The following is a 20,298-nucleotide window of genomic DNA, read 5'->3' as shown; positions in this document are numbered from 1 at the left end:
GCGTGCTGCCGGCGCGGATTCGTAACGGCCTGACTGCAAGGCACGTCTCTTTCGCACAGTTGTTTTGCCTGCCTCCGGAGCGTTGACAACAACGTAGCCGAGGCCTCAATGAACGCACCCGACCGCTTTACCGCCATGCTCGCCGCTACCTGCGAGCCGCTTCCTGCATCCAGCAAGGTTTACACCATCGGCAGCCAGCCCGATATCCGCGTGCCGCTGCGCGAAATCGCACTCTCCAACGGCGAAAATATCGCCCTTTACGATACCTCCGGCCCCTACACCGACCCGGCTGCCACTATCGACGTACGTCAGGGCCTCGCCGCCATGCGCACGCCGTGGCTGGACGCGCGCGGCGACACCGATTTCTACGCCGGGCGTATCGCCGATGCGCGCGATGACGGCTCGCGCGACGAAGCATCGCTGGCGCGCCTGCGCGAACTTTCCGCCGGCTTGCAGCGCACCCCGCGCCGTGCCAAGGCAGGCGCCAACGTCACCCAGATGCATTACGCGCGGTGCGGCATCATCACCCCCGAGATGGAATACGTGGCGCTGCGCGAGAACGGCAAGCGCGAGTGGATGCGCGAATATCTGGGGGATGCCGAGCGCGAGGCGCGTCTGGCCGGCAATGCGCTGGGCTTTGCCATGGCGCGCGAGATCACGCCGGAGATGGTACGCGACGAGGTCGCGCGCGGGCGTGCGGTGATTCCGGCCAATATCAACCATCCCGAACTGGAACCGATGGCGATCGGTCGCGCCTTCAAGGTCAAGATCAACGCCAATATCGGCAATTCGGCGGTCACCTCCGGCATCGAGGAAGAAGTGGAAAAGCTGGTGTGGTCCACCCGCTGGGGCGCGGACACGGTGATGGATCTGTCCACCGGCCGCCATATCCACACCACGCGTGACTGGATCGTGCGCAATTCGCCGGTGCCGATCGGCACCGTGCCCATCTATCAGGCGCTGGAGAAGGTCGGTGGCATCGCCGAGGATCTGAGCTGGGAGATTTTCCGCGACACGCTGATCGAACAGGCCGAGCAGGGCGTCGACTACTTCACCATCCACGCCGGATTGCGTCTGGCCTATGTGCCGCTGACCGCGCGCCGCCGTACCGGCATCGTTTCGCGCGGCGGCTCCATCCTGGCCAAATGGTGCATTTCCCACCACCGCGAAAACTTCCTCTACACCCATTTCGAAGACATCTGCGACATCATGAAGGCCTACGACGTGACCTTCTCGCTCGGTGACGGCCTGCGCCCCGGCTCGCTGTCGGACGCCAATGACGCAGCGCAGTTCGCCGAGCTGCGTACCCTGGGCGAGCTGACCCAGGTGGCGTGGAAGCACGATGTGCAGACCCTGATCGAAGGCCCGGGCCATGTGCCCATGCATATGATCCAGGCCAATATGGACGAGCAGCTTAAAGTCTGCGCCGAGGCGCCGTTCTATACGCTGGGGCCGCTGACCATAGACGTGTCGCCCGGCTACGACCATATTGCCTCGGGCATAGGCGCGGCGATGATAGGCTGGATGGGCACTTCCATGCTGTGTTATGTGACGCCCAAGGAACACCTGGGCCTGCCCGACCGCGACGACGTGAAGCAGGGTCTGATCGCCTACCGCATCGCCGCGCACGCGGCCGATGTAGCCAAGGGCCACCCCGGCGCGCGCGCGCACGACGACGCGATGAGCCGCGCCCGCTTCGAGTTCCGCTGGGAAGACCAGTTCGCGCTGGCGCTCGACCCGGATACCGCGCGCGCCTACCACGACGCCACCTTGCCGGCCGAAGGCGCCAAGACCGCGCACTTTTGCAGCATGTGCGGGCCTAAATTCTGCTCGATGAAGATCACGCAGGAAGTACGCGACTACGCCGCCACGCTGGGCGTCAGTGACGAAGAGGCGCTGGCGCGCGGCATGGAAGGCGAGTCGCAGCGTTACGAGGACGCGGGGCGCCAGCTGTACATCCCGATTGAAAAGGCCTGAGCCATGGCAAGCATAGGCATTGCCGGCGCCGGCGTTGCCGGCCGGCTGCTGGCCTACCAGTTAGCTTTGCGCGGGCACAGGGTGACGGTATTCGATCCGGCCAGCGGCCTCGAGCCTGCGGGCGACGGGCAAGGCGCCGCCGGCTTTACCGCAGCAGGGATGCTTAGCCCGCTGGCCGAGCTGGAACATGCACCGGCCGAAGTGGCACAACTGGGGGTGCGCTCGCTGCCTTTGTGGCAGCAAGTGGCGGCAGCGCTGGCGGCGCAATTGGGAACGCGGCCGGACGACTATCTGCGCTGTGCGGGCTCCTTGCTGCTGGCACACCCCTCGGATGCGGGGTCGGCTGCGCGTGTGCTGGCCAGGCTCCAGCTTGCTCCGCAGCTGGCCGCGGATCTGGCCACGCCGCAGGCGCTGAGTGCGGCCGATCTTGGCGCGTTGGAGCCTGAGCTCGCGCCGGGCCTGCGCGGCTGGCTGCTGGCCGGCGAAGGGCAGGTGTTTCCCTATGCGCTGCTGCCGGCGCTGGTGGCGGCAAGCGAGGCTGCCTGGTGCTGGAACTCGCGGGTCAGCCATCTGGCGCCGGGCCGGCTGACGCTGGCTGATGGTGACAAGCTTGCGTTTGACTGGGTGGTCGACGCCCGTGGTCTGGGGGCGCAGAACGCGCTGCCGCTACGCGGCGTGCGCGGCGAGGTGTTGTGGCTGCACGCGCCCGGCGTGGCTCTTCAGCGGCCGCTACGCCTGATGCATCCGCGCCACCGCGTGTATATGGTGCCGCGCCCGGGCGATGTGATCGTGGTGGGCGCCAGCGAAATCGAAAGCGCCGACCGCTCGCCAGTCAGCCTTAGAAGCGCGGTCGAGCTGATGGCCGCCGCGCATAGCGCCATGCCGGCATTGGCCGAGGCGCGCATCCTGCATCTGGAAACCAATCTGCGCCCGGCCTTGCCCGACAACCTGCCGCAGACCCATATCGAGCCGGGCCTGATCCGGCTAAACGGCCTGTTTCGCCATGGCTGGCTGATGGCGCCGGCTCTGGTCGACGACGCGATCGCGGCGGCCGGACTGTAAACACAAAGGACATGATGAAACCCGATCACATCACCGTGCGTCTCAATGGCGAGGCGCTCGAAGTCGCCAGCAGTAGCTCGCTGGCGGCATTGCTGGAATCCCGTGATATCGCCGCCGACAGCATCGCCTGCGCGCGCAATGGCGAATTTGTCGCCCGCTCGGCACGCCGCGCCTGCCAGCTGGCCGAAGGCGACGAAATCACCCTGTTTATGCCCATCGTCGGAGGCTGAATGGATACCCTGAACCTGTACGGCACGCCCCTTGATAGCCGGCTTTTGCTCGGCACCGCCGGCTACCCTTCGCCCAGCGTGCTGGCTGCGGCGATTGTCGCCTCCGGCACTCAGGTCGTAACGGTCGGACTCAAGCGCACCCTGGCTGGCGACGGCGACAACGGCTTTTTGCAAGGTGTGCTGCAGACGCTGCGCGCGCAGGGCGCGCATCTGCTGCCCAATACCGCCGGCTGCCGCAGCGCACGCGAAGCGATCCAGCTTGCGCGCATGGCACGCGAGCTTTACGACACGCGCTGGATCAAGCTGGAGGTGGTCGGCGACGAATACACGCTGCAGCCCGACCCGTGGCAGCTGCTGGAAGCGGCGACCACCCTGATCGCGGAAGGTTTTCAGGTGTTTCCCTACTGCACCGATGATCTGGTGTCCTGTCAGCGCCTGCTGGATGCCGGCTGCGAAGTGCTGATGCCATGGGGCGCGCCGATCGGTTCGGGGCAGGGCCTGCTCAACCCCTGGGCCTTGCGCACCCTGCGTGAGCGCCTGCCGGACGCGGTGCTGATTGTGGATGCCGGCATTGGTGCGCCCTCGCATGCCGCCGCGGCAATGGAGCTGGGATTCGATGCGGTACTACTCAATTCGGCGGTCGCCCATGCCGGTGACCCGGTACTGATGGCGCAGGCCTTTGGCCAGGTGGTGACCGGTGCGCGCGCCGGCTACCGCGCCGGCATCATGGCAGCGCAAGCCATGGCGGTGGCCAGTACCCCGGTCACCGGCCGGCCCTTTCTGATCGGATAAACATGCAACTACTGGAGATGAACGAGGCCCGGCAGCAGGCGGCCGGGGAGGCGCTGCCAGCATGGGCCCGGCGCCAGGGTGGTACGCTGTGGCTGATAGATACCGCAGAAGGCATGGACTGGCTGCAGACGCCCGAGGTCAGCGGCTATCTGGCCTGCGGTACGGGTGGGCAGCTGGCGGCGCTGCGGGACGCGTTCAAGCTGGCGCAGCAGGCCGGACATGGCGCGGCCGATGCGGCAGTGCTGGCCTCGCTGACGGTGCGCGGGCGCTTGCCGCTGCTGGGGCTGGGAGAGGCGCTGCCCTGGGTGTGTGAAGGCACGCGCTTTGCGCCGTTTGCGGCGCCGGACGGGCTGTACGGCATCGTGCCGGATCTGGCTAGGCTGGCGATGGCACTGTCTTGCGGCTTGCGTCTGGTGCAACTGCGCGCCAAGCGCCCGCTGCATCCGGATGAAGCCGTGCAGGCGCAGGCTTTGGCGGCGCGCCATGGCGCGCAATTATTGATCAACGATGACTGGCGAGCGGTGCTCGCCTGCGCGCAGGATGGGCATGGGATAGGACTGCATCTGGGGCAGGAGGATCTGGCGACGCTGCCATCGGCCGCGCTTGCCGCGCTGCGCGCACAAGGTGCAAGCCTGTTGCTGGGCTTGTCCAGCCATTGCCCGTGGGAGCTGGCGCGCGCCGCCGGCTGCGGCGCCAGCTATATCGCCTGCGGCCCGGTCAAGCCCACTACCACCAAGGCCATGCCGTGGCAGGCGCAGGGTCTGGACAATCTGGCCTGGTGGGTGGCGCACGCCCCAGCGCCGGTCGTTGCCATCGGCGGACTGCTCACACCGCAAGATATGCGCTGGGCGGCAAGCGCGGGGCCGGCCGCGGTGTGCGTGGTGCGTGGACTGGGCGAAAGCTCCGAGGCGATGCCGCGTGCAATCGCGGCCTTGCAGGGCGCGCTGGTCAAGGCACCCTGTACTCAGGCGCCGGTGCCTGACTGGCCACACCCGGCTCTGCCATCCTGACAAGTCAACGCCTAGCCGTTAGCTTAGCTGCCGCGCTTGCCATCCAGCAGGGCATTGTGAAAGCGCTTGGCCCAGTTATTGATCAATTTATCCATATCGTCCCAAGTGATGTTCTTGCCTTGGGGCAGGCTTTCATCCGCTTTGCGGGACGCCAAGCTCGCAGCAATCTGGCGGTTGTTCGGGGCGAGGATTTCCATCTCGCCGGTGATTTCCATCACGTGCGACGACAAGCCGGCGGCGGCGCGTCCGGCATTGAAGATGGCCTTGACCGGAATAAAGTGGGTCGGGGTCAGCGCCGGTTCCACCGCTTGGATGCCGGTTCAGGAAGGGAGCGTCCATTCCATTAACAAAGCCTAAAGCCGCTTCAAATTGGGGAAGCGCGCTGGATACTCCATTCCCAAAATCACAGGTCGTTCACGGCAGGTGTCGCCACCCAGCCGCCATCCACGCTGCCTGGCAGCATCTGTCCGATGTCCTCGCCGACTTCCGCGTCGATTAGCTTGTTCAGCTTGGCATTCATGGTCATGAGGAGATTGGCGTTCTTCTTCGGGTCCTGCGCGAGGTTGACGAGTTCGTGCGGGTCGTTCTGCAGGTCGAACAGTTCGACATCGTTCAGTTTGAAAAGCGCCTCGATCGAAGTGGGGCGGTTGTGCTGCTTGGGGGAAAAATAGCGCGTGAACTGGTAGCGGCCGTCGAACACGCCGCGGATGGCGCCGCGCTTCATCATGTCCGGGCGCAGGCCGGCTTCCTTGAGTTTCGCCGGCCCGCCCGCCTTCAACAAGTCGCGCGCCTTCAGCAGGAAATTGCCGTCCAGCGAGGCGAACATGTTGAAGCAGTACAGTTGGCCGTCGCGCACTGCGTCATGGCCGGCTTGCTCAGGGGCGGCGAGCACCGGGGAGAAGTCCTTGCCCGGAAGATCCTTGGTGATTGCCGCCTTCTGCTCGGGGCTCGCGTTGGTGAGCGCGACCAGGGTCGGCGCGAGGTCCAGATGCGTCGTCACGGCCTTGCAGCGTTTGCCGCCGGCAAAGGCCGGGTGGGCCACGATTAGTGGCACGTTGTTTTGCTCTCGGTAGGTCGTGGCACCCTTGCCAGTCATCTGGTGCGCGCCGCCGAGTTCGCCGTGGTCCGAGGTCAGGATGACGATGGTGTTGGCGGCGAGGCCGCGATCCTCGAGCTCGTCGAGCACCGTCATGATGTGGCGGTCCATATCGCGCAGCGCGTTGAGATAGAAGTTCTGCCGCTTGCGCCAGCGCCATGTCTCGTTCACCGGGATCGGTCCGGTCATCGCGTCGTTTCCAAGGGTGTGGTCGGTGTGTGCGGCGGGGCGTCCGGGCGCGTCGACCGACTGCGAAAAACTGACCGGCAGTTTGACGTCCCACTGCTTCGCGTACATCTCATGTGCCGGATCGCCCGCGATGTGGGAGAGATTGTTCTTGTCCTGGAAGGACTCGCCCGGTTGGTCGGTGTTGTAGAACATCACGTCGTGCGGGTTGATCAGGTTCACGGCGAGAAACCACGGTTTGTTCTCCTTCGCGAGATCGGCCGCCTTGCCGCGCAGCCAGCTCGCCGCGGCGGCAGCGATCATGCCGTCGTGCAGGTAGCCGCCCTGAGTGTGCGCGATGATGTCGCCGACGCCTAGGTAGTCGGAAAAACCGTAGGCCTCCATCTCCTTGGTAAAGATTTTCTCGGGTGCCTCGAGCTTGTTGGCGGTCTCGAACTCCCGGGTGAGGTGCCACTTGCCCTTGTAGGCGGTGTAGTAGCCGGCCTTACGCAGGAGATCCCCGAGCGTGTCAATCTCGGTCGACATGCTGTCGATCCAGGGGAAGTTCGTGTTGTCGAACATCCTGGTCTGCTGGATGTGGCGGCCGGTATAGATCACCGAGCGCGAGGACGTGCACACGCAGGAGTTGATGCGGTGGTTCTCGAACACGATGCCCTGCTTTGACAGCCGCTCGTGGGCCGGCAGACGGTAGCCGCGGGGGAATTCATCCGGGCGGAAATAGCGCTCTTGGTCGGTCAGGATGAATACGATGTTGTAGGGCCCGCCCGTCGCCTTGCGCTGTTTGGGGCCGGCTGCAGGCGTCGCTGCGAGCGCAGGGTTTCCAAGCAAATTGCCGCCCAAAGCCGTCGCCAGTGCGCCTGCACCCGCGGTCTTCAGGAGGTCCCGACGCGCTTCGTCCTGGACAGGTTGTTCATCGTTTGCCATGACTCTTGACTCCTTGATCGAGCACTAATTTTACTGCGTCATCCAAGCCGGCACCGGCGCGTCCTCAGCGTAGAACTGAATGACGCTGCAGCCTGCCCACTTTAAGAGCAAGCGATTCGAGCCATCTGGTTAGTTGTTTGCCACACGGTGGTTACATTATTTAACCTGTAAGAATTTTTGCGCATATTTCGACGATGACTGGCGCAAGGGTGCGGCATTTCCGCCACTGCAATAAAAAGGTTATGTCCCAATGGTGTGTTGCTACTTATGCTTGGTGCTGCAAGTAGCACATACCCCAGCCGTCACTCCACATCAGGTTTCGCGGGACTTCGGAGGGGCTTGGATTTGCAAGGGGCTTATCCCCACTGACTCTTTGCCCGTTCGTATAGAAAACAGCCCAGCAAGCGTAGCCTGCTGGGCTGTTGAATTCTGGCTGGCCATCACATGAACCCCGGGTCGGGCTGTTGCCAGCATCTAACCGGGGCATGGCCTTATAAGTCGCCGCCTTGTTCCAGTGTGAAGCGGGCGCCTGCGTCTTGCCCCAGGTTCGCCACCAGATAGGGCATGACGTCTTTGAGCATAGCCGGTAGTGTCCATGGGGCATTGAGGATGAACATGCCGCTGCCGTGCATGCCGAAGCCGTCGCTGGACGGCTTTTGTACGTCCAGACGCACATGCAGCCAGTTCTTGGCCGGCAGTTTTTTCATCGCCTCCAGCATGTCGCCGATTTCGCGCCGCGACAAACAGGGATACCACACCGCGTAGACCCCGGTCGAAAAGCGCTTCAGGGCTTCCTTGAGGGCACCCACCACATGCTGGTAGTCGCGCTTGTCTTCATAAGGTGGATCGATCAGCATCAGCGCACGGCGTGGTGGCGGCGGCAGGATGGCCTTGATGCCTTCAAAACCGTCGCCTTGCTTTACATGCACGCGGCGCCCCTGCTCGGCAAAGTTTTCCGCCAGTATCGGCGCATCAGTTGGATGCAGTTCGAACAGGCGCAGTTTGTCGCTGCGGCTCATGGCTTCGGCGGCAAACCACGGCGAGCCGGGATAGAGCGCAAGCTTGCCGTCGGGGTTAAGCACGCGCACTAGGTCGACATAGCGTGCCAGCGCCTCGGGCAGATCGGTGCGTTCCCACAGGCGGGCGATGCCGCTCTGGTATTCGGCATTCTTGGCGGCAAAGCCTTCGGTCAGCGAGTAGACGCCGGCACCGGCATGGGTGTCGATATACCAGAAGGGCGTGCCTTTTTGCCCCAGGTAATCTATCAGGGCAACTTCTATCAGATGCTTGAGCACATCGGCGTGGTTGCCGGCGTGAAAGCCGTGGCGGTAACTGAGCATGGCGGATGTCTTGTATTTTCAGGGTTCGGATTGTAGCGCAGCAGGCTGGATGCTGCCTGCGTCCAGACTGTCTTGCCAGTCCATGCGCTTGACGATGTGGGCAAATTCGCCGCTAAGCGGGGCGTGCAATTGCAGCAGATGGCCATCGTCGGGGTGGGGCAGGGTCAGCGTACTGCAATGCAGCAGCATGCGTGCAGCGCCCAGGTGTTCGGCAAAGTAGCGGTTGTGTACCCCCTTGCCGAAGGTCGAGTCGCCGATGATGGGGTGGGCGATATGCTTCATATGGCGGCGCAACTGGTGGCGGCGCCCGCTGTGCGGCGTGAGCTGCATCAGCGCATAGCGGCTCACCGGATAACGCTCGACCATAACCGGTAACTCTATGCTTGCCAGACGCTGAAAATCGGTTACCGCCGCCTGCGCTTCACCGCGCGCCAGATCATGGCGTTTTTCCGCATCGTCGTAACGGCGCGACAGCGCATGGTCGATGCGGCCGGATTCGGCCGGCCAGCCGCGCACGACGGCCAGATAGCGCTTGTCCATGTTTTGCGCTTCGAAGGCTTGCGACAGGCTGCGTGCGGCGTCCTTGTCCAGCGCAAACACCAGTACGCCGGAGGTGCCCTTGTCCAGCCGGTGTACGGCATAGACATGCTGGCCGATCTGGTCGCGCAAGAGTTGCAGGGCAAAGCGCGTTTCGTGCCAGTCGAGCACCGAGCGGTGCACAATCAGGCCTGAGGGCTTGTCGATAACGATCATGCGCTCGTCTCTATGGAGAATATTCAGCACTGGTTTTCTTTCACGATACGTGGCGGGCGGCGCTGCAAATGGCCTCGACCGCCCGGTGTTGCAGTTTTTTACGGTTGGCGATAGCCCAGTAGTGTTCGAATACACCATCGACGGCTCCGACAATGTCGACAGCGAAGTGGCCAGTGATGTCGGCGCTGGCAAAAGAGGGCGCCGGAAACAGGCCGAAACCCTGGCCGCCAAAGGTCTTGAGCAGGGCGCCGTCTTCAAACTCGCCCACCACCCGCACGCGGATATTCAGCGTTTCCAGCCAGTTTTCCACTTGCCCGCGCAGGATATTGTCGCGCGTTGGCAAGAGCAGGGGGGCGCCGGCCAGGCTGTGCGGAAAGCCTTCGCGGTATTGCCCGCATAAATCGTATGTGCCGTAGATATTGACCGGGCAGCGCGACAGCAGATGAGACTCGAATTGCGACTGGGTGCTCATGGCCGGCCGGTCGGCCAGCACCACATCGAGCCGGTGCAGGGTCAGTTCGGTCAATAGTTCGTCAAAGCCCGCTTCACGGCATACCAGACGTACCCGCTCCTCCATATGCAGCGCCGGCTCCAGCAGATGATAGCTGACGGTCTTGGGTACCACATCGGAGATGCCGGCGGTCAGGCGTATGGTCTTGTCCAGCGCATCGTCACGCAAGATGTCGCTGAGCTCTTCGCCGAGCAGGAAAATACGTTCGGCGTAGGACAGCGCAGCACGGCCGGCTTCGGTTAGCACCAGATTGCGCCCCTGCTGGTTGAATAGCGCCTGACCAAAGGCCTGTTCCAGGCGCGAGATCTGGCCGCTGACCGTTTGTACGCTCATGCCCAGGCGTTCGGCGGCGCGGGTGACGCTGCCTTCACGCGCCACTGCCCAGAAGTAGCGCAGATGCTTGTAGTTCAGTTCTGCTCGCATATGCTTCGAAAAAACAGGATGATCAATCAGTAATTGTCCGATTTTATCATTAAATAGAATGCGCTACTATGACGACAGTGAGTGTGCTGTCGCTTTGGGCCAGTCGCTGTTCTGACAAAAAAACAAGAGGGAAAAAACATGAAACGCGTGTTCTTGCTGATCGCCACCAACATTGCCGTGATGCTGGTGTTGAGTGTCGCGGCACAGCTGCTGGGACTGAACCGCTTTATGACCGGCAACGGCCTGAACCTGACCACCTTGCTCGGCTTTTCCGCGCTGATGGGTTTTGGTGGTGCCTTTATCTCGCTGGCCATGTCCAAGACCATCGCCAAATGGTCGACCCGTGCTCAGGTGATTACCCAGCCGGCCAATGAAACCGAGCGCTGGCTGGTGGGCAAGATAGCATCGCTGGCCGACCGCGCCGGCATTGCCATGCCGGAAGTAGCCATTTACGAAGGCGCACCGAATGCCTTCGCCACCGGCGCGACCAAAAACAGTTCGCTGGTGGCGGTGTCCACCGGCCTGTTGTCCAGCATGACGCACGAGGAAGTCGAGGCGGTGCTGGCGCACGAGGTCGCCCACATTGCCAATGGCGACATGGTGACGCTGACGCTGATCCAGGGCGTGGTCAACACTTTCGTGTTCTTCCTTGCCCGCGTCGTCGGCTATCTGGTCGATAGTTTTCTGCGCAAGAACGATGAAGAGTCGTCCGGTACCGGCATTGGCTACTTCGTCACCGTTATCGTGTGCGAGATCGTGTTCGGCATTCTGGCCTCGGTGATTGTGGCCTGGTTCTCGCGCCAGCGCGAATTCCGCGCCGATGCCGGCGCCGCCCGCCTGATGGGCAGTCCGGCTCCGATGGCGGCTGCGCTGCGCCGTCTGGGCGGAGTGGAGGCCGGTGCCTTGCCGCAGAATATGGCGGCTTCCGGCATCGCCGGCGGTGGTGGTGGCCTGATGGCGATGTTTGCTTCCCACCCTAGTATTGAAGCGCGACTGGCTGCACTGGGTGCACGCTAAGCAATAACAATCACCAATAAGGATGCTTGCTGTGGAATGGTTTTCGATGTTGTTTGTAGGCTACCCCATCTGGGTGTGGTTGATGTTTATGGGCGTGGTTGCGGCGCTGCTGGCGTTTGACCTTGGTGTCCTGCACAAGGACCAGCAGGAAATCGGCGTGGCCGAAAGCCTGAAGCTGTCGGCGTTCTACATCGCCATGGGGCTGGCCTTCGGTGCCTGGATCTGGTGGTACAAGGGTAGCGATGCCGGTATGGCGTATATCACCGGCTATCTGGTGGAAAAATCGCTGTCCATGGACAACGTGTTCGTGATCTCGCTGATCTTTACCAGTTTGGCCGTGCCGCGCATCTATCAGCACCGCGTGCTGTTCTGGGGGATTCTGGGGGTTCTGATCCTGCGCGCGATCATGATTGGTCTGGGTGCCGTGCTGGTGGCGCAGTATCAGTGGGTACTGGTGGTGTTTGGCGTCTTCCTGATCTTTACCGGCATCAAGATGCTGGTATCCGATGATGCGCACCCGCATATTGACGACAACAAGCTGTACCAGTGGTTGCGCCGCCATATGCGCTTTACCCCGACCCTGCACGGCGAGAAGTTCTGGGTGCGTGGTGAAGAGCATGGGATGAGCAAGGGCTGGTGGGCGACGCCGCTGTTTCTGACCCTGATTCTGGTGGAAAGTGCAGACCTGGTGTTTGCGGTAGACAGCATCCCGGCCATCTTCGCGATTACGCAAGACCCGTTCATTGTCTACACCTCGAATATTTTCGCGATTCTGGGTCTGCGTGCGCTGTATTTCGCCCTGTCGGCGATGGTGCACCGCTTCCATTATCTGAAATACGCGTTGTCGCTGGTGCTGGTGTTTATCGGTGTGAAGGTTGCGCTGGTGTATTTCAACCAGATCGGCCTGATCGCGATGAAGATTCCGACCCCGCTGTCGCTGGGTGTGACGCTGGCACTTCTGACTGGCGGTGTCGTGTTCTCCTTGTGGAAAACACGCAACGATCCGCAAAACGTTTAATTCCCTCCAGCGCTGGTAACGGCGCTTTTGTCGGGGTGCCTCCTGCAGGAGGTACCCCGTTTTTTTTGTCTAATACCAGGCGCGCCACATCTCCCAGCATTCGACTCCCAGCACGATAAACCAGGTAAAGATGGCTACACCAACCGCAGCGGCGGCAATATCTTTGATGGCTTTGATCTTTTCGTTATGTTCAGTTTCGATAAAGTCGCACAGTGCCTCGATGGCGCTATTGAGCAGCTCGGCCGTCAAGACAAAAGCGGTGGCGGCAATGACGAATACGCTGTCCATCCAGTCACGCAAAACAATGGACAGCAGTAGGACGATGGCGGACAGCACGAGCTTGTAGGCCACGCTGAAGTCGTAGCGTACGGCATAGCTCAGACCCTCCAGCACGGTGCGTATCTTGCGTAGCGGGCTGTAGCCGGGTGTGCCGGTGCCGAGGAATTTGTTTCTCATATTGTTTTTCCTATCCAGTGAATAAGCCCGGCGCACCAGAGCAAGGCCAGTAAAGACCCTGCCAGCACATCGCTGGGGTAGTGTACTTGCAGGTAAAGGCGGGAAACGGCAACCAGACTGGCCATCGCTAGCAATGCGATGGCCAGAAGCGGAGAGGCCGGATGATGGCGCGTACTCCATAGCAGGGCAAGTACGAAAGCAAAAATCTGGGCGCTGTGTGCGCTGGGGAAAGACGCGCCGACCGGCATTGATTCGACGATGGCAAACGGTGGCCGTGGCCGGTCAAATAGCCATTTCAGCGCATTGCACCATAGGCTGGCACCGACGAGAGAGGCCAGCGTCAGGGTGCCGGTGGTACGCGTAGCCGGCAATGCCAGCAACAGGCCGCTGGCCGGCAAGAGCAGCCAGAGCGAACCCAGATGGGTGATGACGCGCCAGAACAGGTCGAGCGCCGGGGAGCGCTGCTGGGCCAGAAGCGCCAGTATGGCCGTGTCGCTATAGGCGCCGCGACTGGCAAGGCCCAGTGTTGTAACCAGCGCTAGCATGGCCAGCCAGCAAAGCCAGCTGCCTATCGGAGGAAGGGGCATGGTGTGATCGGGCTCGCGTAGCGTTTGATGTGTGAAAAAAGCATGGCAAAAACAGCCCGGAGATTACCCACATAGGTTTGGGCGAAATGCTTATACTATCATTATATTTTTCTCATATTGAATGTGTGCCATGATCGCCCTGATGGAAGCCCACCGTGCCGGCTTGTTTAAAACCCGTGCACAGTGGATCAACAATATTATCGCCGGCGTTATCGTCGGCGTTGTCGCTTTACCGCTGGGCATGGCTTTCGCCATTGCCTCCGGTGCCAAGCCCGAGCAGGGTCTGTACACCTCTATTGTGGCGGGTGCGCTGATTTCCGTGTTCGGCGGCAGTCGGGTACAGATTTCCGGTCCGACCGGCGCCTTTATCGTGATTCTGGCGGCGATTACCGCCAAGTACGGCATTGTCGGCCTGCAGATCGCGACCATGATGGCCGGGGTGATGCTGCTGTGCATGGGGCTGGCGCGCATGGGCGCGGTGATCAAGTTCATACCGGCGCCGGTGATTGTGGGGTTCACTGCCGGTATTGGCGTGATCATCTGGGTCGGGCAGTGGCGCGACTTTTTCGGTTTGCCCAAGGTGGCGGGCGAGCACTTCCACGAAAAGACCTGGCATCTGATCCAGGCCTTGCCCGAACTGCATCCGGCCACCACCGCGTTGGCGCTGCTGGCTTTGTGCCTGGTGATCTTCACCCCCAAGCTGCCTTATCTCAAGCGTCTGCCCGGGCCACTGGTTGCGATGGTGGTGGCGACGCTGATCCAGTCTGTCTTTCATTTTGACGGAGTTGCCACCATAGGCAGTGCCTTTGGCGGCATTCCGCAGGGCTTGCCCGGCTTTTCCATCCCTTCGGTGACGCCAGCTTTGCTGGTTGAACTGGTGGGGCCTGCATTCACCATCGCCATGCTGGGCGCGATCGAATCCTTGCTGTCGGCAGTGGTAGCGGACGGCATGACCGGTACCAAACACAACTCCAATCAGGAGCTGGTGGGGCAGGGACTGGCCAATATCGTGACGCCGCTATTCGGCGGTTTTGCCGCGACCGGCGCCATCGCGCGTACGGCGACCAATATCCGCAATGGCGGCAGCAGCCCGCTGGCCGGTGTGGTGCACTGTCTGTTATTGCTATTGATTGTGCTGTTTCTGGCGCCGGCCGCCGCCAATATTCCGCTGGCGGCATTGGCGGCCATTCTGTTTGTCGTCGCTTACAATATGAGCGAAATCCGCCACTTCAAACATATGCTGCGCCATGCGCCGCGTGCCGATGTGGCCATCTTGCTGATTACCTTCGTGTTGACCGTGTTTACCGATCTGGTGGTGGCGGTGAATATCGGGGTGATTCTGGCAACCCTGCACTTTTTGCGCCGTATGGCCGCCTCGGTCGATGTGCATGAAGTCAAGGGCGAGGATCTGACGATGGAGCTCAAGCATCACGGCATTGAGCGCTTGCCGGATGATGTGCTGGTGTACGAAGTGGAAGGGCCGTTTTTCTATGGTGCAGTGGAGAATTTTGCCCGTGTGCTGGGCGTTACCCACACCGAGCCGCGCGTGCTGATCCTGCGCCTGAAGCGTGTGCCTTTTATTGACGGTACCGGCTTGCGCTCGCTGGAAGAGGTTTGCCGGAGTCTGCACTCGCGCGGGATACGGATCATGTTGTGTGATGCCTGTCCGGATGTGCGCCATGCGCTGGTCAAGTCCGGTATCGCCCATATGCTGGGTCGTGGCGGCATTTACCGTAAGCTGATCCACGCGGTGCGTAGTAGCCTGTCGCAGACGGATGCCTCGGCGCAGTCATCCTGAGCTGTAGCCAGCATGCCTGAAGCCGATCACCGCACGCAGTGCTTATGCGTGCGGTTTTTTTCGGCCCCTTGCGCTCATGGCCTGTTTGTTTTGTGTGTATTTGTTCGCACCCTGTTTGCACGATCTTTTATGAGCGAATTCAAGCATTGCTTTGCCCCTGTTGTGAATGCCCAGACCCGTATTTTGGTGCTGGGCTCTTTACCGGGGGATGCTTCGCTGGCGGTTAGCCAGTATTATGCCCACCCGCGCAATGCCTTCTGGCCGATAGTCGCCGCGCTGACCGGCAAGCCGCTGGATACCTTGCCTTATGGCGAACGCCTGCAGGGTTTGCTGGCCTGCGGTATCGGTTTGTGGGATGTAGTGGGCAAGGCGCAGCGGCGCGGCAGTCTGGATGCGGCGGTGCGGGATGTGCAGCGCAACGACCTGGCAAGTTTGCTTGCCTCGCTGCCTGCGCTGGAAGTGCTGGCATTTAATGGTGCGCTGGCGTACAAAACCGCGCTGCGCGAGCCGGGGGTGCATGTGCCGGCTTTGGCCTTGCCATCTACCAGCCCGGCTTATACCGTGCCGTTTGCCGATAAGCTGGCCGCGTGGCGGGCTTTGCTGCCTTATCTGGGCATTTAATGCCGGGTGGAGAGAGGGCAGGCATGAAAAAAGGACTCCGCAGAGTCCTTTGTTGACCAGAGGCCTGAATCAGGCGAAGTTCTTGGCTACGTAGTCCCAGTCCACCAGCTTCCAGAAGCCTTCCAGATAGTTCGGGCGGCTGTTGCGGTAGTCGATGTAGTAGGCGTGCTCCCAAACGTCGCAAGTCAGCAGCGCCTTCTTGTCGGTCGTCAGCGGGGTGGCGGCATTGCTGGTGGAGACCAGTTCGAGCGAGCCATCCGGATTCTTGACAAGCCAAGCCCAGCCGGAGCCGAAGGTGCCGGCAGCGACGGCATTGAAAGCCTTCTTGAATTCGTCGAACGAGCCCCACTTGGCATTGATGGCATCAGCCAGTGCGCCTTCCGGTGCGCCCTTGCCGTTCGGGGTCAGGCCGAACCAGTAGAAAGTGTGGTTCCAAACCTGGGCTGCGTTATTGAAGATGCCGCCGCTGGATTTCTTGACGATTTCTTCCAGGCTTGCGTCTTCGAATTCGCCGCCCTTGATCAGGTTATTCAGGTTGGTGATATAGGTCTGGTGATGCTTGCCGTAGTGGTACTCCAGCGTTTCCTTGGAAATGGTCGGAGCCAGGGCGTCCAGGGCGTACGGCAGTTCGGGCAGTTTGTGTTCCATTTATGCTCTCCTTGTTGCTATTTAGACAGTAACATCACCTAATCATACATTGGCAGTTTACTGGATTTGGGCGTGTCCCGCCAATAGTTGACCAGATAAGTAAAGTAAAGGCTTGCATGACGCATTTTGATGTAATCGTGATTGGTGCCGGTGCCGCTGGGCTGATGTGTGCGGCAACGGCCGGACAGCGTGGCCGCCGTGTTTTATTGCTGGATCATGCGCAAAAACTGGCGGAGAAAATCCGCATCTCGGGCGGCGGGCGTTGCAATTTCACCAATAGCGGTGTGCGTTATGACTGCTATCTGTCGGAGAACCCGAATTTTTGCCGCTCGGCGCTGGCGCAATATACGGCGCAGGATTTTATCGATCTGCTGGCGCGCTACAACATCGCCTGGCACGAGAAAAAGCTGGGCCAACTGTTTTGTGATGAGTCCAGCGAACAGATTATTGCCATGCTGGATGCCGAATGCGGCCTGGGCGGTGTAGAGCGGCGCATGGGCGTGACTATTGGCGAGGTGGCGCGCGATCCGGCCGGGGGGTTTACCCTGCAAACGGCTGACGGCGTATTTGCTTGTGAGTCACTGGTGGTGGCCACCGGTGGCCTGTCGATTCCGCAAATCGGTGCCAGTCCTTTCGGTTACCGTCTGGCCGAGCAGTTCGGTGTGGCGCTGACCCCCTTGGCGCCGGCGCTGGTGCCGCTGACCTTCCATGTAGATGATGCCGCCCGCTTTGCCGAACTGGCCGGCGTGTCGCTGGAGGTGGAGGTCAAGGCAGGCAAGGGGTGTTTTCGCGAGAATGTGCTGTTTACCCATAAGGGTGTATCCGGACCTGCCATTTTGCAGGTGTCGTCCTATTGGGCACCGGGCATGGAAATCAGCATCGATTTGCTGCCGGGGCAGGATGCCGAGGACTTGTTGCTTGCGCGCGCCAACAGCGAGCAGCGCGTGGCCAATGCGCTGGTAGAGTGGGGCTGGCCGCGACGCTTTGCCGATGCCTGGCTGTTGGCACAGGGCATGGATGTGCGTCTGCGTGAACTCTCCCCCAAGACGCGCAAGCAACTGGCCGAAGCGATACATCACTGGCGGCTCAAGCCTAACGGCACGCAAGGCTATAAAAAAGCCGAGGTGACGCTGGGCGGGGTGTCGACCCGTGCCTTGTCGTCCAAGACCATGCAGGCCAATGCTGTGCCCGGCCTCTATTTCATCGGCGAGGTGGTCGATGTGACCGGCCATCTGGGTGGGTATAATTTCCAGTGGGCCTGGTCGTCTGGCTTTGTTGCCGGCAAAAACTGCTAGAATCCCGCTTTGTTATTTCGCGGCCGGCTGCAGCCGGCTGCACACTTCAAGTGTCCACATGACCGAATCCACCGAGAATTTTGACAGCGAGGCTGCGGCCGTACGCACGCCGCCGCAATCCGTCGAGGCCGAGCAGTCGGTGCTGGGCGGCCTGTTGCTGGATAACAGTGCGTTCGACAAGATCGCCGATGTTGTCAGCGAGTCGGACTTCTATCGTCACGACCACAAGATCATCTTCAAACATATTCTGCGTCTGGTCGAAGTGGCACGCCCGGCCGACGTGGTGACCGTCTCCGAGAGCCTGGACAAGAATGCCGAGCTTGGCAATGTAGGCGGCCTGGCTTATCTGGCGCAATTGGCGCAGAACACGCCGTCGGCCGCCAATATCCGCCGCTATGCCGAAATCGTGCGCGAGCGCTCGGTGATGCGCCAGCTGGCCATTATCGGGGCCGAAATCACCGAGTCGGCATACAGCCCGCAGGGGCGGGACGCTTCGCAACTGCTGGACGAAGCTGAAGGCAAAGTCTTCAAGATTGCCGAGTCGACGGCCAAGGGCAAAAAGGGCTTTCTGGAAATGCCCGGCCTGCTGAAAGAAGTGGTCGAACGCATCGATATGCTGTACAGCCGCGATAATCCGGATGAGGTCACCGGCGTGCCGACCGGCTTTACTGATCTGGATGCCAAAACATCCGGCTTGCAGCCGGGGGATCTGGTGATTGTGGCGGGTCGTCCGTCCATGGGTAAGACGGCGTTTTCGATGAATATTGCCGAGCATGTAGCGGTCGAGCACCATCTGCCGGTGGCCGTGTTCTCCATGGAAATGGGCGGCACCCAGCTGGTGATGCGTATGCTGGGCTCGGTCGGGCGGCTGGATCAGCATGTGCTGCGAACCGGCAAGTTGCAGGACGAAGACTGGAGCAAGCTGACATTCGCCATCGGCAAGCTGTCGGATGCGCCGATGTATATCGATGAGACGCCAGCCTTGACTGCGCTGGAAGTGCGCGCGCGCGCGCGTCGCCTGGCGCGTCAGCACGGCGGCAAGCTGGGCCTGATCGTGATCGACTATTTGCAGCTGATGTCGGGCTCGGGGCGTGGCGACAACCGGACCGCCGAACTGGGCGAGATCTCGCGCGGCATCAAGGGGCTGGCGCGGGAGCTGGAGGTGCCGATTATCGCGCTGTCGCAGTTGTCGCGTGCAGTCGAGCAGCGCCCGAACAAGCGCCCGATGATGTCCGACCTGCGCGAATCCGGCGCCATCGAGCAGGACGCCGATATCATCCTGTTTATGTACCGTGACGAATACTACAACCCGGATTCGCCGGACAAGGGTCTGGCCGAAGCCATTATCGCCAAACACCGTAACGGCCCGACCGGCACGGTGCGGCTGGCCTTTGTCGGTCATTACGCCAAGTTCGAGAATGCCGCCCTGCACGGTGCCAGTGGCTGGGCCGACAGCGACGGTTAAACCAGAGAGAAAGCCGTATGAGTTTTTACGACAAGCATGTGTTCATCTGTTGCAACCAGCGTGCCGCCGGCGACGATTGCTGCAACAATCATGGCGCCAGCGAGCTGCTTGGCTATATGAAGGACAAGGTCAAGACGCTGGGTCTGGCAGGCGAAGGGCAGATCCGCGTCAACAAGGCAGGCTGCCTCGGCCGTTGTGATGCCGGCCCGGTGATGGTGGTCTACCCCGAGGAAACCTGGTACACCTTTATCGATCAGCAAGACATCGACGAGATCGTGACCGAGCATATGGTGGCCGGCCGTGTAGTGCAAAGGCTGAAGATCTGATGCTCAAGGCGTTGAATAAATTGGTGGTAGCCGGCCCGGTCGGTGCTTTGGACACGCTGTATGTGCCTGCCGTAGGGGCGGTGCAGGGCGTGGCCGTTATCTGCCATCCTAATCCGCTGCAAGGCGGCACACATAGCAATAAGGTGGTACAAACCGCGGCACGCGCCCTGTCCCAGATGGGTTACGCCTGCTATTTGCCCAATTTGCGGGGTGTGGGCGACAGTGCCGGTCAGCATGATTATGGTGTGGGCGAGGTCGACGATGTCATCGCCGTGGCAGGGTATGCTCGCGCCGAGCATGGGGATGTTCCCCTGGTGCTGGCCGGTTTTTCTTTTGGCGGTTTTGTCGCGGCCAGAACGCGGGCGCGTATAGAGGCCGACAAGCTGCTGCTGATGGGCGTTGCGGTGGGTAAATATCCGATTGAAACGCCGGTCGTGCCGGCGGATACGCTGGTCATACACGGGGAAGAAGATGAAGTGATTCCGCTCTCCGATGTTTTTAACTGGGCGCGCCCGCAAGCTTTGCCGGTCGTGGTATTGCCCGGTGCCGGCCACTTTTTTCATGGCCGGCTGATTCAGCTGGCGGCGCTGATCAAGCGCTGCTGGTAAGAACTCGCCCCAGCATCAGCATCCCTGCTCAACCGGCCAGCAAGCCTGATATTGCTGGCCGGTTTTCTTTTTTAGCTACACAGGTCATGACCTGTTTTAGTTCCTGCCTTTGGGCCATGCGCGCCTGTCCGACTGCATGTTGCGGGCAACCTCTT

Annotated in this window: 21 protein-coding genes; 13 read left to right on the top strand and 8 right to left on the bottom strand. The window is 61.3% G+C overall.

Annotated features, from left to right (window positions below; translation table 11 throughout):
- The first annotated feature begins 108 nt into the window (after positions 1 to 108).
- The 5 genes from thiC to EGI20_RS01030 are packed head-to-tail and all read left to right on the top strand — an operon-like array spanning position 109 to position 5,071.
- Positions 109 to 1,977, top strand: coding sequence for a phosphomethylpyrimidine synthase ThiC (thiC, locus tag EGI20_RS01050; RefSeq protein ID WP_498628926.1), 1,869 nt, complete (start codon positions 109 to 111; stop codon positions 1,975 to 1,977).
- Positions 1,978 to 1,980: 3 nt separating this feature from the next.
- Entirely contained in the window at positions 1,981 to 3,039 is a 1,059-nt protein-coding gene (locus EGI20_RS01045; protein ID WP_498628924.1) for an FAD-dependent oxidoreductase, read from the top strand.
- Positions 3,040 to 3,050: 11 nt separating this feature from the next.
- A complete protein-coding gene (thiS, locus tag EGI20_RS01040) occupies positions 3,051 to 3,269 on the top strand; it encodes a sulfur carrier protein ThiS (protein WP_498628922.1) in 219 nt (72 codons plus the stop codon).
- Positions 3,270 to 4,061: a thiazole synthase gene (locus EGI20_RS01035; RefSeq protein ID WP_498628920.1), complete on the top strand. Its 792-nt coding sequence runs from the start codon at positions 3,270 to 3,272 to the stop codon at positions 4,059 to 4,061.
- Between the two features lie 2 nt (positions 4,062 to 4,063).
- The gene (locus EGI20_RS01030; protein ID WP_498628918.1) at positions 4,064 to 5,071 is read left to right on the top strand and encodes a thiamine phosphate synthase; all 1,008 of its coding nucleotides are present in this window, start codon (positions 4,064 to 4,066) and stop codon (positions 5,069 to 5,071) included.
- A gap of 23 nt (positions 5,072 to 5,094) precedes the next feature.
- On the opposite strand, the gene EGI20_RS01025 is transcribed toward EGI20_RS01030, so the two are convergent.
- From EGI20_RS01025 to EGI20_RS01005, 5 genes are all read right to left on the bottom strand, one after another.
- Positions 5,095 to 5,385, bottom strand: a complete 291-nt coding sequence (locus EGI20_RS01025) for a DUF3313 family protein (RefSeq protein ID WP_498628947.1) — start codon at positions 5,383 to 5,385, stop codon at positions 5,095 to 5,097.
- A gap of 89 nt (positions 5,386 to 5,474) precedes the next feature.
- A complete protein-coding gene (locus EGI20_RS01020) occupies positions 5,475 to 7,277 on the bottom strand; it encodes a sulfatase family protein (RefSeq protein WP_498628916.1) in 1,803 nt (600 codons plus the stop codon).
- A 491-nt stretch (positions 7,278 to 7,768) separates the two neighbouring features.
- Entirely contained in the window at positions 7,769 to 8,617 is an 849-nt protein-coding gene (locus EGI20_RS01015) for a 23S rRNA (adenine(2030)-N(6))-methyltransferase RlmJ (RefSeq protein WP_498628914.1), read from the bottom strand.
- 18 nt (positions 8,618 to 8,635) lie between these two features.
- Positions 8,636 to 9,400 (bottom strand): pseudouridine synthase, encoded by a 765-nt coding sequence (locus EGI20_RS01010; protein ID WP_498628912.1) that lies wholly within the window; start codon positions 9,398 to 9,400, stop codon positions 8,636 to 8,638.
- A 10-nt stretch (positions 9,401 to 9,410) separates the two neighbouring features.
- The gene (locus tag EGI20_RS01005) at positions 9,411 to 10,304 is read right to left on the bottom strand and encodes a LysR family transcriptional regulator (RefSeq protein WP_498628910.1); all 894 of its coding nucleotides are present in this window, start codon (positions 10,302 to 10,304) and stop codon (positions 9,411 to 9,413) included.
- 138 nt (positions 10,305 to 10,442) lie between these two features.
- On the opposite strand from EGI20_RS01005, the gene htpX reads away from it, so the two are divergent.
- Positions 10,443 to 11,321, top strand: a complete 879-nt coding sequence (htpX, locus tag EGI20_RS01000; protein ID WP_498628908.1) for a protease HtpX — start codon at positions 10,443 to 10,445, stop codon at positions 11,319 to 11,321.
- Between the two features lie 31 nt (positions 11,322 to 11,352).
- Complete coding sequence (locus EGI20_RS00995) at positions 11,353 to 12,339, top strand: TerC family protein (protein WP_498628906.1); 987 nt, start codon at positions 11,353 to 11,355, stop codon at positions 12,337 to 12,339.
- A 69-nt stretch (positions 12,340 to 12,408) separates the two neighbouring features.
- Here the strand turns inward: EGI20_RS00995 and EGI20_RS00990 are convergent, their stop codons facing one another.
- Positions 12,409 to 12,795, bottom strand: a complete 387-nt coding sequence (locus tag EGI20_RS00990; protein WP_498628904.1) for a diacylglycerol kinase — start codon at positions 12,793 to 12,795, stop codon at positions 12,409 to 12,411.
- Positions 12,792 to 13,382: a phosphatase PAP2 family protein gene (locus tag EGI20_RS00985; protein ID WP_498628902.1), complete on the bottom strand. Its 591-nt coding sequence runs from the start codon at positions 13,380 to 13,382 to the stop codon at positions 12,792 to 12,794. The genes EGI20_RS00990 and EGI20_RS00985 overlap by 4 nt, the downstream gene beginning before the upstream one ends.
- A gap of 130 nt (positions 13,383 to 13,512) precedes the next feature.
- On the opposite strand from EGI20_RS00985, the gene EGI20_RS00980 reads away from it, so the two are divergent.
- Complete coding sequence (locus EGI20_RS00980; protein WP_498628900.1) at positions 13,513 to 15,180, top strand: SulP family inorganic anion transporter; 1,668 nt, start codon at positions 13,513 to 13,515, stop codon at positions 15,178 to 15,180.
- A gap of 129 nt (positions 15,181 to 15,309) precedes the next feature.
- Entirely contained in the window at positions 15,310 to 15,801 is a 492-nt protein-coding gene (locus EGI20_RS00975; RefSeq protein ID WP_498628898.1) for a DNA-deoxyinosine glycosylase, read from the top strand.
- 69 nt (positions 15,802 to 15,870) lie between these two features.
- Here EGI20_RS00975 and EGI20_RS00970 read toward each other — a convergent pair whose 3' ends face one another.
- A complete protein-coding gene (locus tag EGI20_RS00970; protein WP_124735828.1) occupies positions 15,871 to 16,449 on the bottom strand; it encodes a superoxide dismutase in 579 nt (192 codons plus the stop codon).
- A 116-nt stretch (positions 16,450 to 16,565) separates the two neighbouring features.
- Between EGI20_RS00970 and EGI20_RS00965 the strand changes: the two genes are divergently transcribed.
- Genes EGI20_RS00965 through EGI20_RS00950 form a run of 4 tightly spaced genes read left to right on the top strand, consistent with a single transcriptional unit; the run spans position 16,566 to position 20,143 of the window.
- Positions 16,566 to 17,744, top strand: a complete 1,179-nt coding sequence (locus EGI20_RS00965; RefSeq protein ID WP_498628896.1) for a BaiN/RdsA family NAD(P)/FAD-dependent oxidoreductase — start codon at positions 16,566 to 16,568, stop codon at positions 17,742 to 17,744.
- A 58-nt stretch (positions 17,745 to 17,802) separates the two neighbouring features.
- A complete protein-coding gene (gene dnaB / locus EGI20_RS00960; RefSeq protein WP_124735830.1) occupies positions 17,803 to 19,209 on the top strand; it encodes a replicative DNA helicase in 1,407 nt (468 codons plus the stop codon).
- Positions 19,210 to 19,226: 17 nt separating this feature from the next.
- On the top strand, positions 19,227 to 19,535 hold the full coding sequence (locus tag EGI20_RS00955; RefSeq protein ID WP_498628893.1) for a (2Fe-2S) ferredoxin domain-containing protein: 309 nt from the start codon (positions 19,227 to 19,229) through the stop codon (positions 19,533 to 19,535).
- Positions 19,535 to 20,143, top strand: a complete 609-nt coding sequence (locus EGI20_RS00950) for an alpha/beta hydrolase (RefSeq protein ID WP_498628891.1) — start codon at positions 19,535 to 19,537, stop codon at positions 20,141 to 20,143. Before EGI20_RS00955 ends, EGI20_RS00950 begins: the two co-directional genes overlap by 1 nt.
- The last annotated feature ends 155 nt before the right edge of the window (positions 20,144 to 20,298 follow it).

This window comes from Aquitalea sp. S1-19 (assembly GCF_024343515.1).
This window is presented reverse-complemented; position numbering and strand designations above follow the sequence as displayed.

Coding starts and splice junctions, on each gene's coding strand:
- thiC (WP_498628926.1), top strand. CDS start 109: ATGAACGCACCCGACCGCTTTACCGCCATGCTCGCCGCTACCTGCGAG.
- EGI20_RS01045 (WP_498628924.1), top strand. CDS start 1,981: ATGGCAAGCATAGGCATTGCCGGCGCCGGCGTTGCCGGCCGGCTGCTG.
- thiS (WP_498628922.1), top strand. CDS start 3,051: ATGATGAAACCCGATCACATCACCGTGCGTCTCAATGGCGAGGCGCTC.
- EGI20_RS01035 (WP_498628920.1), top strand. CDS start 3,270: ATGGATACCCTGAACCTGTACGGCACGCCCCTTGATAGCCGGCTTTTG.
- EGI20_RS01030 (WP_498628918.1), top strand. CDS start 4,064: ATGCAACTACTGGAGATGAACGAGGCCCGGCAGCAGGCGGCCGGGGAG.
- EGI20_RS01020 (WP_498628916.1), bottom strand. CDS start 7,277: ATGGCAAACGATGAACAACCTGTCCAGGACGAAGCGCGTCGGGACCTC.
- EGI20_RS01015 (WP_498628914.1), bottom strand. CDS start 8,617: ATGCTCAGTTACCGCCACGGCTTTCACGCCGGCAACCACGCCGATGTG.
- EGI20_RS01005 (WP_498628910.1), bottom strand. CDS start 10,304: ATGCGAGCAGAACTGAACTACAAGCATCTGCGCTACTTCTGGGCAGTG.
- htpX (WP_498628908.1), top strand. CDS start 10,443: ATGAAACGCGTGTTCTTGCTGATCGCCACCAACATTGCCGTGATGCTG.
- EGI20_RS00990 (WP_498628904.1), bottom strand. CDS start 12,795: ATGAGAAACAAATTCCTCGGCACCGGCACACCCGGCTACAGCCCGCTA.
- EGI20_RS00985 (WP_498628902.1), bottom strand. CDS start 13,382: ATGCCCCTTCCTCCGATAGGCAGCTGGCTTTGCTGGCTGGCCATGCTA.
- EGI20_RS00980 (WP_498628900.1), top strand. CDS start 13,513: ATGATCGCCCTGATGGAAGCCCACCGTGCCGGCTTGTTTAAAACCCGT.
- EGI20_RS00975 (WP_498628898.1), top strand. CDS start 15,310: ATGAGCGAATTCAAGCATTGCTTTGCCCCTGTTGTGAATGCCCAGACC.
- EGI20_RS00970 (WP_124735828.1), bottom strand. CDS start 16,449: ATGGAACACAAACTGCCCGAACTGCCGTACGCCCTGGACGCCCTGGCT.
- EGI20_RS00965 (WP_498628896.1), top strand. CDS start 16,566: ATGACGCATTTTGATGTAATCGTGATTGGTGCCGGTGCCGCTGGGCTG.
- dnaB (WP_124735830.1), top strand. CDS start 17,803: ATGACCGAATCCACCGAGAATTTTGACAGCGAGGCTGCGGCCGTACGC.
- EGI20_RS00955 (WP_498628893.1), top strand. CDS start 19,227: ATGAGTTTTTACGACAAGCATGTGTTCATCTGTTGCAACCAGCGTGCC.
- EGI20_RS00950 (WP_498628891.1), top strand. CDS start 19,535: ATGCTCAAGGCGTTGAATAAATTGGTGGTAGCCGGCCCGGTCGGTGCT.